This is a genomic window from Pseudochrobactrum lubricantis (genome assembly GCF_041929865.1).
In the GTDB taxonomy this organism is placed as follows: domain Bacteria; phylum Pseudomonadota; class Alphaproteobacteria; order Rhizobiales; family Rhizobiaceae; genus Pseudochrobactrum; species Pseudochrobactrum saccharolyticum.
The window spans coordinates 382,352-395,869 of sequence record NZ_JBHEEE010000003.1; the positions used below are offsets into that span (position 1 = coordinate 382,352).

11 protein-coding genes are annotated in these 13,518 nt (G+C 51.3%); 8 read left to right on the forward strand and 3 right to left on the reverse strand.

Translation table 11 applies throughout. The features are described 5' to 3' along the window. Positions 1–59 precede the first annotated feature (59 nt). Both argC and JNC80_RS08890 read left to right on the forward strand, forming a co-directional pair. On the forward strand, positions 60–992 hold the full coding sequence (argC, locus tag JNC80_RS08885) for an N-acetyl-gamma-glutamyl-phosphate reductase (protein ID WP_376710095.1): 933 nt from the start codon (positions 60–62) through the stop codon (positions 990–992). Between the two features lie 17 nt (positions 993–1,009). Then, on the forward strand, positions 1,010–1,861 hold the full coding sequence (locus tag JNC80_RS08890) for an aminoglycoside phosphotransferase family protein (RefSeq protein ID WP_376710096.1): 852 nt from the start codon (positions 1,010–1,012) through the stop codon (positions 1,859–1,861). A 30-nt stretch (positions 1,862–1,891) separates the two neighbouring features. Here JNC80_RS08890 and JNC80_RS08895 read toward each other — a convergent pair whose 3' ends face one another. Then, complete coding sequence (locus JNC80_RS08895; RefSeq protein ID WP_376710139.1) at positions 1,892–2,905, reverse strand: COX15/CtaA family protein; 1,014 nt, start codon at positions 2,903–2,905, stop codon at positions 1,892–1,894. Between the two features lie 264 nt (positions 2,906–3,169). Between JNC80_RS08895 and JNC80_RS08900 the strand changes: the two genes are divergently transcribed. Together JNC80_RS08900 and JNC80_RS08905 are read left to right on the forward strand one after the other, a co-directional pair. Beyond that, on the forward strand, positions 3,170–3,382 hold the full coding sequence (locus JNC80_RS08900) for a DUF2842 domain-containing protein (protein WP_075655607.1): 213 nt from the start codon (positions 3,170–3,172) through the stop codon (positions 3,380–3,382). Positions 3,383–3,384: 2 nt separating this feature from the next. Then, positions 3,385–4,530, forward strand: a complete 1,146-nt coding sequence (locus JNC80_RS08905; protein ID WP_376710097.1) for a GNAT family N-acetyltransferase — start codon at positions 3,385–3,387, stop codon at positions 4,528–4,530. A 7-nt stretch (positions 4,531–4,537) separates the two neighbouring features. Here JNC80_RS08905 and JNC80_RS08910 read toward each other — a convergent pair whose 3' ends face one another. Further along, positions 4,538–6,760 carry a Wzz/FepE/Etk N-terminal domain-containing protein gene (locus JNC80_RS08910; RefSeq protein WP_376710098.1) on the reverse strand — a complete coding sequence of 741 codons (2,223 nt, stop codon included), beginning with the start codon at positions 6,758–6,760 and terminating at the stop codon, positions 4,538–4,540. 437 nt (positions 6,761–7,197) lie between these two features. Here JNC80_RS08910 and JNC80_RS08915 point away from each other — a divergent pair, with 437 nt between their 5' ends. The 4 genes from JNC80_RS08915 to JNC80_RS08930 all read left to right on the forward strand — a co-directional run bounded on the left by JNC80_RS08915 (position 7,198) and on the right by JNC80_RS08930 (position 12,066). Beyond that, complete coding sequence (locus JNC80_RS08915) at positions 7,198–7,761, forward strand: polysaccharide biosynthesis/export family protein (RefSeq protein ID WP_116088154.1); 564 nt, start codon at positions 7,198–7,200, stop codon at positions 7,759–7,761. A gap of 46 nt (positions 7,762–7,807) precedes the next feature. Further along, positions 7,808–8,947, forward strand: a complete 1,140-nt coding sequence (locus JNC80_RS08920; protein ID WP_376710099.1) for a glycosyltransferase family 4 protein — start codon at positions 7,808–7,810, stop codon at positions 8,945–8,947. Between the two features lie 243 nt (positions 8,948–9,190). Then, positions 9,191–10,735: an undecaprenyl-phosphate glucose phosphotransferase gene (locus JNC80_RS08925; protein WP_022710792.1), complete on the forward strand. Its 1,545-nt coding sequence runs from the start codon at positions 9,191–9,193 to the stop codon at positions 10,733–10,735. After that, on the forward strand, positions 10,732–12,066 hold the full coding sequence (locus JNC80_RS08930) for an O-antigen ligase family protein (RefSeq protein WP_376710100.1): 1,335 nt from the start codon (positions 10,732–10,734) through the stop codon (positions 12,064–12,066). Before JNC80_RS08925 ends, JNC80_RS08930 begins: the two co-directional genes overlap by 4 nt. A gap of 165 nt (positions 12,067–12,231) precedes the next feature. On the opposite strand, the gene JNC80_RS08935 is transcribed toward JNC80_RS08930, so the two are convergent. Then, positions 12,232–13,368, reverse strand: a complete 1,137-nt coding sequence (locus JNC80_RS08935) for a GGDEF domain-containing protein (RefSeq protein WP_306400741.1) — start codon at positions 13,366–13,368, stop codon at positions 12,232–12,234. Positions 13,369–13,518: the final 150 nt, after the last annotated feature.

Genomic DNA, 13,518 nt, shown 5'->3' on the forward strand with positions numbered 1-13,518 from the left:
GAATGATTCAGCAATAACTCCTAACACTCTGAATTCTCTACCATTAAGGCAAAATTCAAATGAAACCGAAAATCTTTATTGACGGCGAACATGGCACAACGGGTCTGCAGATCCGTACCCGCCTTGCCGGTCGCACTGATCTGGAAGTCCTTTCTATTCCGGAAGAAGAACGACGCAATAAAGATTTGCGCGCTGATCTGCTGCGCTCGGCTGATATTGCTATTCTCTGCCTGCCGGATGATGCCTCGCGTGAAGCAGTAATCCTGCTTGAAGGCCATTCCACGCGTATTATCGACACGTCCACCGCGCACCGTACCCATTCCAACTGGGTCTATGGTTTTGCAGAGCTCGAAGCATTGCAGGCGCAGCGTATCCGCGAAGCCCGTCTGGTTGCCAATCCGGGTTGCTATCCGACCGGTGCAATCTCGCTCATCCGCCCGCTACGCGATGCAGGGCTGATGAACAGCGATTACCCTGTCACCGTCAATGCAGTCTCCGGCTACACCGGCGGCGGCAAGCAGATGATTGCCCAGATGGAAGATGTGAACCATCCGGAACATATGAAGGAAAATAACTTCCTCTATGGCCTGACACTCAAGCACAAGCATCTGCCGGAAATGCAGATGTATGGCAAACTCGACCATGCGCCGATTTTTGCACCAAGTGTCGGCCGTTTTGCGCAGGGTATGATTGTGCAGGTTCCGGTCCATCTCGATCTGCTCAAAGGCAAACCGACATCGGAAGACGTGCATAATGAGCTGAAGGCACATTATTCCGGTCAGAAAATCGTGCGTGTTGTCCCGCTTGAAGAAAGCAGCGCCATGGCGCGTGTGGATGCCGAAATGCTGGCAGATACAGATGGTATGAATCTTTATGTCTTCGGCTCCGAAGGCGGCAAGCAGATCAATCTGGTCGCCGTGCTGGATAATCTCGGCAAAGGTGCATCGGGTGCAGCCGTGCAGAATATGAACCTGATGCTGGGGCTGCGTTAACCGGAGCATTCATTACTATGGAACAGCAAGCAGTGATAAAGCCGGTATTTCCGGCACATTGGCAGATTGCCTCTGCAACACTGCTCGCTGACACCAATTCCAGCCATATCTGGAAAGCAATAATCACCGGAGAGGAACAGTCTCCGGTGATTGTTAAAGTTCTCAAGCCTGCCGGCCATGAAGAATTGCGCGGCGCTTATTATCTGCGCGAGCGTGACGGACATGGTGCGATCAGGCTGCTCGGCCTCACGCATGATCCGGTGATGATGTTGCTGGAATATGCCGGTGACTATGACCTCAAAGCCCATCTTGAAGCCGGACATGATGCAGATGCCATCCGCATTGCCGGCGAAGTGATCCGCGCTTTACACAGTCCCTCCGGTCGGGTTCTGCCGTCTGAATTACAGCCGCTGCTCAAGCATTTCAAAAGCCTGTTTGATCTGGCGGGAAAGAAAGCGGATATTTACACGGAAGCAGCCGATCTCGCGGCATCCCTGCTCAGACAACCTCATGAAATCATCGCCCTGCATGGCGATCTTCATCATGAGAATATCATTCGCAGTGCACGGGGCTGGCTGGCAATTGATCCGCACGGATTATGCGGTGATGCTGCCTTTGATTGCGCCAATCTGTTCTACAATCCGCTCGACCGTGATGATTTGTGCCTTAATATGCAGCGTGCTGCAGAAATGGCGCAATATTTCGCAGGGATCATCGACAAGCCTGCAGCCTATATTCTCGATTATGCCTTCTGCTATGGCTGCCTCTCAGCCGCATGGCATCATGAAGACGGCAATGCTGCAGATGAGGAACGTGAACTGAAAATCGCTGCCGTACTGCGTAGATTAAGACATCAGTTGTATCCATAAAAAAGCCCCGCATTTGCGGGGCTTTTTTTGTTACGCTGCACGCATTTCATATGCACCTTTACAGGCGCGCCAATGAGCGACAGCAAAGCTCAGCACCACCAATGCAAAGCCCTGATGCGCCAGCCCCCATTCAATCGGCACCATTGTCAGCAAGGCGATAATTCCGATCGCCGCCTGCATCAGGATCAGGCCGAGCAGCACAACAGAGCGTCGCGCGTGAGTTGTACCGGCAGCATGGCGATGCGCCTGCACAGCGTGCAGCACAGCCAGCACCAGCACCGTATAGGCAAACATCCGGTGAATGAATTGCACAGTCTTCGGATTTTCAAACAGGTTGCGCCAGTAAGGCTGGTTGATGAACAGGTCTGAAGGGATAATCGCGCCGTCCATCAGCGGCCATGTATTATAGGTCAGACCGGCATGCAGCCCCGCAACCAGCCCGCCAAGATAAATCTGCACCAGAATTGCCAGAACCAGCCAGCCTGCAAAGCGTTGCAAGCCACGCGGCGCTGGTTTTTCCGTATATTCAGCAAGCCCGCGCGCAACATAAAACACGGCAGTAATAATTACACAGGCCATAGTGAGATGCACAGCTAAGCGATACTGGCTCACCGATGTCAGCACACTCAAGCCCGATGCCACCATCCACCAGCCGATAGCGCCCTGCAAGCCGCCCAGCGCCAGAATGCCGAGCATCCGTGCTTTCAAGCCGTCCTGCAGGCGGCCTGTTACCCAAAAGAAAATCAGCGGAACAGCCACCAGAAAGCCGACGAAACGCGCCAGCATACGATGCGCCCATTCCCACCAGAAAATGAACTGGAACTCTTCCAGTGCCATACCCTTGTTGATCTGCTGATATTGCGGGATCTGGCGGTATTTATCGAATTCTTCCAGCCATTCCGCATGGTTCAGCGGCGGGATAACGCCATGGATAGGCTTCCATTCGGTGATAGACAGACCGGAGCCGGTCATACGGGTTGCACCGCCCACCATGACAATTGCGATCAGTACAACGAATACCGCATAAAGCCACCACCGCACCATCTTGCGGTTCTTGTCGTGGTTGGCACTGACCGGCTGTTGTGTTGCCGGTAATGCGGCATAATCTGTTATCATCAATCCTGCTCCGACTGAGTTTTACCCCCGCAGATACATGCCGCATGCGCACCGCGAATACAAGACAACAACACGCGACACGCAGACGCTGTTTTTATTACCCCTTTCATAAATGCAGTGACGAAGCGGAGACGAAAATCATTTCAGATTCAGGGCTGTCTGGTGTATGAGAGTGGTGACGGAGAGAGAAATATGCCTGTAAGACTGAAAAAACTGATCGGAACTGTGCTGCTTGTTCTGCTGATTGCAGTTTATGCGCTGCTTGCAACCATGATTGCGGTTGCCCATCTTGGCCAGTCTTCGGTCTGGGTACAGCTTGCTTATTTCTTCTTCACCGGCTTTTTGTGGATACTTCCGGCCATGTATCTGTTGTGGTGGATGGTTCAGCCGCCTAAAGCCCGCTGATTATGATCCGCACAGTCTGTTATTCCGACATTCATGAGGCTCTGCCACTCTGGAGCAATGACAAGACGGTGCATGGTATAGCCCAGTCCGCTCTCTGGACTCGGCTCTGGCAGCAAAATGTGAATCCTGACTGTCTTGTGCTGGCGCTGTTTATAGATGACAGCCCTGCTTTGTTATTGCCGCTTGAGGTTATCAAACAAAACCACAAGCATGTTGCGCGCTTTGCCGGCGGTTCCCATGCCAATTGCAATTTTCCGGTTCTGTTTCCGGCCTTTGCGCAACACATCAGCAAAGACCATATCACTGCACTGATTGCCTGCCTGAAAGAAGCGCGGCCGGATATTACGCTGCTATCCCTCACCCGTCAGATGCAGAGCTGGCTCGGATATAATAATCCGCTGCTCATCCTCCCCCATCAGCGCAATCCGAATCCGGCGCTGATTGCCACTCTGCCAGACAGTTTTGACACTGTGCTTGAGCGCAGCAATGCCTCGCGCAAACGCAAAAAGCACCGCCAGCATGCCCGCCGTTATGATGAAACAGGTGCATGGCGGATTTACACCGCAGAAGGTGATGCGGAAAACAGCGCTGCATTCAATGATTTTTATGCGATGAAAAGCCAGCGCTTTGCCAAACAGGGCATTGCCAACAGCTTTACCGGCGATGATCTGAACCGTTTTTTCCAGAAACTCTTCGCTGCACCGGAAAATGACACGCGCAGACAATATCGCCTGCATGTTCTTGAAGTTGCCGGAAAACCGCGTGCGGTCATTGGCTGCGCCTATTGGCAAAGCCCTGACAGTCAGACACCACTGCAACGCGGTCTGACTGTGGAATTCGGTGCCTTTGCCGATGATGATCTGGTCACCGCCAGTCCCGGAGATTTTCTGTTTTACGAAGCGATTGCCGCTGCCATTGATGACAAGCTGGATTATTTCAGCTTCGGTATCGGCGAGGAGAAATACAAACGCGACTGGTGCGATATTGAGCAGCCGCTTTATGACAGCCATATCGCGCTGACATTCAAAGGCCGGTTGAGCGCAACATTCAATCAGCTGCGCTCAGGTCTTGTCTATCGTATTAAAACCAACAAACATCTCTGGCCGCTGGTGAAAAAACTGCGCAGCAAGCTGCGTAGAAGCGCTTAATCCGTTTTTATGCGTGCGGTACCATCAGAATGGTCACATCATCCTGACCCGCCTCATGGAATGCCAGTGCCGTCTGCGCCACAGCCTGATCTTCGCTGTCAAACACATTCATCACAAAGACGGATGTATCGCTGTCGAGGTTCAGCGCCTGTTCGGCAGAGGATGCACCGGTTTCCACCAGCACGAAATCATAGGCTGTTTCCAGCGCTTCAAAAATCACCGGCAGACGCTCGGCCTGTGCCATGGCGGTTTTCGGATCAGAAAGACCTGTCGGAATCACATCCGCATCCGAATATAAATCCCCGTGAATAATATCGGTGAACTGTTTCACATTGAGCAGCAGGTCGGTAATGCCTGCAGGCCTGTTGCCATCCAGCATTGCCTGACTGACAGCACCATTGCCGGTCATATCCACGAGCAATACCCGCAGGCTGCGGTCAGCCAGTTCACGCAGCAGATGCACACTGCCGGCAGAACCGGCATCGCCTTCCGGCGAGATCAGAATGATGCGGCGGCGCTCCTGCAACATCAGACGGCTGGCAATTGCCGCCACACCGTTGGGCGCATAAATATCATCCGATGCCGGATCAGGTTCTTCCGTGGCATCCGGCTCGGACACAGTATAGCTGTCATAGATACGCTGAATTGTTTCAACATCAATTTCAGGACGGGCCATAGGCTGCTCTACCATCTCATTTTTATCGGAAACAGGCTCGGGAGCCGGCTGCACAATCAGCTTATTATCAATCTGTGCGGTTTTATTATGCGCAGGGCTAAAATTCTGTGCAACAGCACCATATTCATCGCCCCAGAGATTTTGTCCCCTGACAGCTCTGACAGGATTTGTTGTCATAGCGCGACCACTGAAAAGCTCACGCAGCAAAACAAAAACCGACAACAGCAACAGGCCAGCAACGAAACTCATGCTGACCATAGGCAGCACTTTAGGGAAATACGGTGCCCCTGCAACAGTTGCCGTTGAAAAAATCCGTGCATCTGCAGGCTGATCTGTACGATCAGCAATGCTGGAAGCCTCGCGATAGCGTGCCAGATAGGCTTGCAACAAATCGCGCTGGGCAGCAGCATCACGTTCCAAAGCACGCAGTTCAACTTCCTGACTGCCAGCCTCGGCGGCCTGTGCTTTCAGGCGGTTGAGTTCACGGGTCTGCTCCTGCTCGCGGCTGCGGGCAGTCGTCACCTCATTATCGAGGCTTTTCAGAATTGTATTGCCTTCCTGCCGGATTTGCCGGTCAAGATCGGCGAGCTGCGCACGCAAGCCTTGAATACGCGGATGCCCGTCGAGCAGCGTTGTCGACAGATTGGCAATCTCGGCCATCAGCGCTCCGCGACGCTCATTCAGCTGCTGCATAATACCGGAAGACATGACTTCCGGCAGGCTGTTGATCGGCACGCCGTTTTTAAGCGCAGTGCGAATGCTTTCAGCTTTAGCCTCACTGGCGGCACGCTCAGCTTTCAGACGCGACAGTTCCGATGAAATATCGGACATTTGCTGCGTGGCAAGAGATGTATTGCTGCTGGTATTGAGGAGATCGCTTGCCGCGCGGAAATCAGCGACTTTGGTTTCTGCCTCACGCACCTTCTTCGTCAGCCGTTCAATTTCCGGCTCCAGCCAGCCGGTTGCATCGCCTGTCAGCTGGCGTTTGGCAGCGGCCTGTGCTGCAATATATTCATCCGCAATTTTATCGGCGACATCGGCTGCGACTTGCGGATTTTTGGAGACAAACTCAACCACAATCACCCGCGAGCCGGTTACAGCATAGACCTGTAAATTCTCGCGCATACGGGTGAGAACCTGCTCTGATACCGGAATCGTGCGCGGATCAGGGCGCAATCCCAGCAATACCAGAACCTGTTTCACCGGCGACATGGTTTTCGGATAGAATTCCGCATAATCTTCAAGCTTCAGATCGGCGGCTACTTTTGCAAGGATTTTAGCAGAGCTGATCAGCTCTACCTGCGATTTCACGGCTTCCGGATCCAGCAGCGGACGATCCGTTTCCGATCCGACATTCGGGCGCGTGAAGACAGTTTCCCGTGCTTCAATCAGAATACGCGCTTCGGAACGGTAATAAGGCGGGAGAAACTGCGCAACACCCCATGTCAGCAAAGCAAACAGGAGTGCGCCCAGTAGAATGAACAGCCAGTTGCGCTTCAGAGCGGCAAACAGCGCTCCGATATCAATTTCCGCATTTTCTGCTGCATCACGCATCACTGACCCGATCCCCATAATCCTGCACAGGACTCTTATGGTAAATCATCAAGGTAACTATAGGGTTAAATCCTGCAATTTCCCCTCACCCTTCATACTAAGGGCGTATCAGGACTTTACTTTAGCAGTTTGTATTTAAAGATAATTTTATCAGTACAACAGATTTTAGCTTTTAGTCTTTACGCCATATTAACCCTAATAATTCAATAATCACCATCAGACAGATGTTCGTTGCACAGCTATGAAATGCGCAACGGAACCTGAATATATATAATAATGAACTAGAGCGTGTCGTGCTTAATCAAATTCACAGCGCTCGCTCTAGATTCTTTTAATTGTCGCATGTGCGCGAACGCTAAATGAATCCATTTAGCTGCGACATGCTTTGGTGGGTTCTGACACCAAAGCAATCAGAACGGGATAAGGAAAAGAGCAGAATGAAAACACGTGTTTTTATGGCAGCTTTGGGCGTAACCTGTCTGGTATTGTCAGGCTGCACCAGCTATCGCCCTGCTCCTCCGGCATTCCACGAAGCGCTGAACCAGCCTTATATTCTCGGTTCCGGCGACCGTCTGCGCATCACCGTTTTTGAACAGGCCGGTTTAAGCAATACATATTCCGTTGACCAGTCCGGCTATATTGCCTTCCCATTGATCGGCAGCGTACCTGCACGCGGCAAAACAGTAAAACAGCTTGAAGCCACCATCGCTTCAAAACTGCGCGGCGGTTATATCCGCAATCCTGACGTCAGCGTGGAAATCGACCGCTACCGTCCTGTCTTCATCATGGGTGAAGTCGGCGGCGCCGGACAATATTCTTACGTACCGGGCATGACTGCACAAACGGCTATTGCAGCTTCCGGCGGCTTTACACCGCGCGCCAATCAGGAAAGCGTGGACATTACCCGCCAGATCAACGGCAAAATCTTTACCGGACGGGTACGTATTACAGATCCTATCCTTCCAGGCGATACAATCTATGTCCGTGAACGGTTATTCTGATCATCACGGACAGACCAGAATTCATCCTTCCTGAGACGAGGCTGTTGTGAAGCAAAAATCTTTGCGGATTATCCATTGCTTCCGTTCCCCTATAGGCGGTGTGTTTCGCCATATACGCGATCTGGCTGCCATGCAGAATGCAGCCGGTCATCAGGTCGGTGTGATTTGCGAATTATGCGAAGACGGCGCACTTGAACAACAGCAATTTGCTGCCATGCTGCCTGATCTGGCACTGGGTCTGCACCGCATTCCCATCAGCCGCAAAATAGGTCTCAGTGACATCGGTGCTATTTTAAGCACGCGCAAATTACTGAAGCAGCTGCAGCCGGATATTGTACACGGACATGGTGCAAAAGGCGGGACTTATGCCCGTCTCGGCACAATAGACATCCATAAAAGTCAGGCTCAGCGCCTGCATAAATTTTACTCTCCTCATGGCGGCAGCCTGCATTTTGATCCGGCAACCCTTGCCGGTAAAATCATGTTCGCCGCGGAACGTCTGCAAGAACGGATCACTAACGGCCTGATTTTTGTCTCGGCCTATGAGGAAAACACCTATCAGGAAAAAGTCGGAAATCCGCGCTGCGCGCATATTGTGATCCGCAACGGCATCAGCAAAGATGAATTTGCACCGGTTACACCGGAACCCGATGCCGCCGACTTTCTCTTTACCGGCATGATGCGCGACCTGAAAGGACCGGATTTATTTATCCGCGCGCTGGCTGAGCTGAACAAGGTAGCAAGAGCCAGCAACCGGCCTCTTGCCACCGGTGCCATGGTCGGAGACGGGCCGCAGAAGCAGAATTATCAGGCTCTTGCTGCGCAACTCGGACTGGAAAACCACATATGTTTTTATCCGGCAATGCCGGTGCGTGAAGCACTCAAACACGGGCAAATCTTTGTGTTGCCTTCCCGTGCGGAATCTCTGCCATATATTGCGCTGGAAGTTCTGGCCGCACAGCGCAGCATCATCGCCACAGATGTCGGCGGTCTTGCTGAAATATTCGGCACAGACAGCAATGCCCTTTGCAAACCTGACGTCGGCGCCATCGCCGCAAAAATGTGCGAAGCCCTGACCTTCCCGGCCAATTATCAGCAAACCATGCCTGATCCGCTCCTGCTGCGCTCACGCTTCAGCCGGGAAAATATGGCTCATGCAGTTGAACAATTCTACCGCATCAACTAAATTACATATAAGCACTATGTAAAGCTTCCTTGTTTCATTAAAATACAAATATCATTCGTTTAATTTTACTGTAATAAAGCAATATTGCGGATATTTACTATCCGGCAACCACAATACGTAAAAAGCCCGTATAGCGGCCTAAACTGCGCATTCTCTTAAAAAAAATAAGAAAATAGCAACCCTCATCACGGATAGATTGCTTATATTTTTTTGTGAGCAAAATTTTAATATGCCGGTGCACCCATGAGTGAGAAAAAACATAAAGGAAGTTTCGACAGGAAGGCGCTGCAAAAGCAGCATGACTCCGGCGCAGCTTCCACACCTGCTGAAAAAGTTGAATTGAGCCCGCTGGCCATGAAAGTGGCCGCTCAATACAAGAATGAAAGTATTTCACCGGCTCTGTTCACAGGGCTTATGCGCATATGGGAATTTGCTGTTGTCGCCCTGTGCGGCATCGCTGTTTATCTCAGCTATGTCGGCGCTGAAAGCATCCATATGCTGGAATATTTGTTTGCAAATATTCTTGCTGCCGCGCTCTATGTTATTTTCGCCCAGTTCAGCTCCGGCTATCGCCCTTCTGTGCTACGCAAGCCGTTTCGTTATCTCGGCCGGCTGATTATCTGCTGGGCCGGCGTTTTTGCGGTTCTGGCCATTGTGGCTTTCCTGCTGAAAATTTCTGCGGTTTATTCCCGCATCTGGTTTGCCGGATTTGTGATTTCCGGTTTTATCGCCCTTACAATATCGCGCTTTCTCGCAGCCAAGCTGATGCGTATTCTCGCCCGCAGCGGCCGTATGGAACGACGCGCGGTTATTGTCGGCGGCGGTCAGAATGCGGAAGATCTTATTCTTGAACTCAACAAACAACCGGATAATGACATCCGTATCTGCGGTATTTTTGATGATCGCGGCGACCGCCGTTCTCCGCCGATTGTTGCCGGTTATCCGAAACTCGGCAATATTTCCGAGCTCATCGAATTCGCCCGTGTTGCCCGCATTGATATGCTGATCGTTTCTCTGCCGATCTCAGCGGAAGAACGGGTTTTGACGCTGATGCAAAAGCTTTGGGTATTACCGGTCGATATCCGGCTTTCTGCCCATGCTGCCAATATGCGTCTGCGCCCGCGTGCTTATTCCTATATCGGCTCGGTACCGATGCTGGATATTCTCGACAAGCCGATCAACGACTGGGATGCGATTGCCAAGCGCTTGTTTGATATTGTCTTCAGCCTGTTCGGAATTGTGCTGTTCTCACCGGTCATGCTGGCGACGGCTATTGCGATCAAGCTCGACAGCAAAGGCCCTGTAATCTTCAAACAGAAGCGGCACGGCTTTAATAATGAAGTGATCAATGTCTGGAAATTCCGCTCGATGTATAGCGACCAGTGCGATCCGACTGCAAAACTGGCCGTCACCAAAAATGACAGCCGTGTTACCCGTGTCGGGCGTTTTATCCGCAAAACTTCGATTGATGAATTGCCGCAATTTTTCAATTCCTTAGGCGGCAGTCTTTCACTTGTCGGCCCTCGCCCGCATGCGATCAGCGCCAATTCCAACAACATGCTCTATAATGATGTGGTTGACGGTTATTTTGCCCGCCACAAAGTTAAACCGGGCGTAACCGGCTGGGCGCAGATCAATGGCTGGCGCGGCGAAATCGATAAGCCTGAGAAAATCGTCATGCGTACGGAATATGATCTCAATTATATTGAGAACTGGTCATTGCTGTTCGACCTGAAAATCCTGTTCCTGACCCCTGTGCGCCTGCTGAACACGGAAAACGCCTATTGAGCTATCCGTCCCAACCTGTGCCCCGATCTGTGCAGGCGTCATCCGCATCAGATGCAGCATTCCATGCATTGGCGGAGCGCGGTCAGCGACAAGCTGCAATGCAATGGATTGCACGGCTGTCACTGGCAACAGGTGTCTTTTTCAGCGGCTTCGTTCTCTTCGAACCGGGGCCTTATGAAATACTGATGCTGGTGCTCATCAGCCTGTGGCTGTTATTCGGCCTCAGGCTGAGTGTTAACTCACTGGCATTGCTGCTCCTGCTCACCTTGTTCAATATTGGCGGTGTGCTTTCGATTTTTCAGATGGCTGATCTGAAAAAGGCACCGCTTTACATTGCCGTTTCATATTTTCTGGCCTTGACCAGTGTGTTTTTCGCCGCTGTCACCGAAAGCGACTGGCGCAGATTACAGCCGCTTTTCACCGGCTATCTGGCGGCTGCCGTCATTACAGGAATGCTGGGTATCGGCGGTTATCTCAACCTGATACCTGCGGCGGATCTGTTTACGCTTTATGGTCGTGCCAAAGGTGCATTTCAGGATCCGAATGTCTTCGGCCCTTTTCTGATCCTGCCTATCAACTGGTGCATCTATCAGGTTCTGACCCGCCCTTTTCAGAAAAGCCTACTCTATTGGGCATTATTTCTGGTGCTGACACTTGCGGTATTGCTGTCATTCTCCCGCGCAGCATGGGGCATGTATGCCGTATCCTTAGTGCTCATTCCGGCTCTGTTGTTTATCGGCAGCAAGAACCAGCGCTTTCGCGGCAAGATCATCCTGATCAGTATTGCAGCAATTGTTCTTCTTGCTCTTACATTACTGATCGCCCTGCAAATCCCGCAAATCAACGAATTGTTCACCCAGCGTGCGCGCCTTGAACAAGATTATGACAGCGCCCGTACGGGACGTTTTGCACGGCATTGGCTAGGTTTTCTTCTGTCCATGGAAAAACCCTTCGGCATTGGTCCGCTGGAATTCGGCCCTATGTTTGGCGAGGATACCCATAATATCTGGCTGAAGGCCTTGCTGGATTATGGCTGGCTCGGCTTTCTGTCTTTCATCATCCTGACAATGCTTACGCTGGGTTTCGGCTTCAGGCTGATGCTGCGTGAGCGGCCATGGCAGCCGTATCTGCTCTGCGCCTATGTGGCATTTATCGGCCATATACTGATCGGCAATGTGATCGATATCGATCACTGGCGGCATTTCTATCTGATCGTCGGTATTATCTGGGGTTGTGCAGGGCTTGAACAACGCTATCAGCAACAGGCACGGCATCATCTGACTTCCGAAGCACGCCCGTATAGCAACACACGCATTGCAAGACCGGTTTAATTTCTGCGGAACCAAAACACCGGCACCGGCGTTACATCCCTGTAAGCAAATCAAGACAATCAGGGAGAACAAAGATGTTAAGAGCCGGTATTTTGTGGATGATGGGGGTTCCGTTTTTTGTCGTAGTCCTGATCTGGTACTTCTTCTTCTGATCCGCAGCAGAGATCAGGCAAAAGTCACCTGATCGCGGCCGGTCGCTTTACTGCTGTAAAGTGACACGTCAGCCCGTCGGTAAAGGCTTTCAAAGTCTTCATTCCTTTCAAGCTCCGCAACGCCGACACTGATTGTGAGAACAGCTGAGACCTGTGAGCCTTCATGCTCGATTTTCAGTGCAGCTATCTGCGTGCGCAGTTTTTCCAGAAACTGTCTGGCTTGTTCCGTTGTACAATCATAAAAGAACAGTGCGAATTCCTCACCGCCAATTCTCGCCGCCATATCCTCGCTACGACGCAGCGTAGCACTGATTGTACCGGCAACATGTTTCAGAGCCTCATCCCCCGCAGCATGTCCGTAAATATCATTATACAGTTTGAAATGATCCACATCGATCATTGCAAAGCACATGGGTTTCCCCTGTGAACGTCCCCTGCTCATCATGGTCTCAACATGTTGGGAAAACAGACGGCGATTTGCCAGACCGGTCAGCGAATCCGTGTCGCGTTCTTTGCGCAACTCCGCAATCATATCCATAAATGTCACGGCCAGCAGTCCGATACCGGTCACGACACCGATCACAGAAATGGTGAATTGCAGCACCAGCCAGAACGAACCGGCAGAAAATTCGATGACAGGTGATGTCATCATTCTTTCCGCAGTCAGAATTGTGCGCGGAAAGAAATGCAGACCAAGCCCCAATATCAGCCAGAATAGTAATTTATCACCGGAATTCCCGCGCAGTAAAAAGCGTGCCTGCAGGGCTGTGGCCAGAAAAATCGTCCCCACCCCCAGATTGATAATGTAGATCCGGTAAAACAGGTTTCTATCGATGTAAAAATAATAAATCGTTCCGCCGACAATAGAGATCAGAAACAAAGGATAGAACCAATAAGGCAGCTGTCTGCCTGACCGGACTAAAATGCCATGGGAAAAGAACAGAACACCTGCAACATATAGAGTTGCGGACAATACTGCATTCTGCCCGATATCTGCAGGTGTAAATGTAACCTGAGCTAAAACACCGATTGAAACCAGCAGAAAGGCACAGCCGAACAGCCCGAGATGCGGCCGTGTCCGCTCAAGGAACCACACACCGAAAAACATCAGCGAAAATAAAAAGAAGAAAACCGGCGGCAGATAAATCATAGCAAAGCAGTTTTCTTTTTCTCTGAGCCGGAAAACTGACCGGATTTACCCATCCCACATCCTCACGACCACATGCGCCTGTATTTCAGAATGCACTCCCGCATGCCGGTCTTTATGTTTCTGATAATTATTTTAACGGCTTTCATCAAG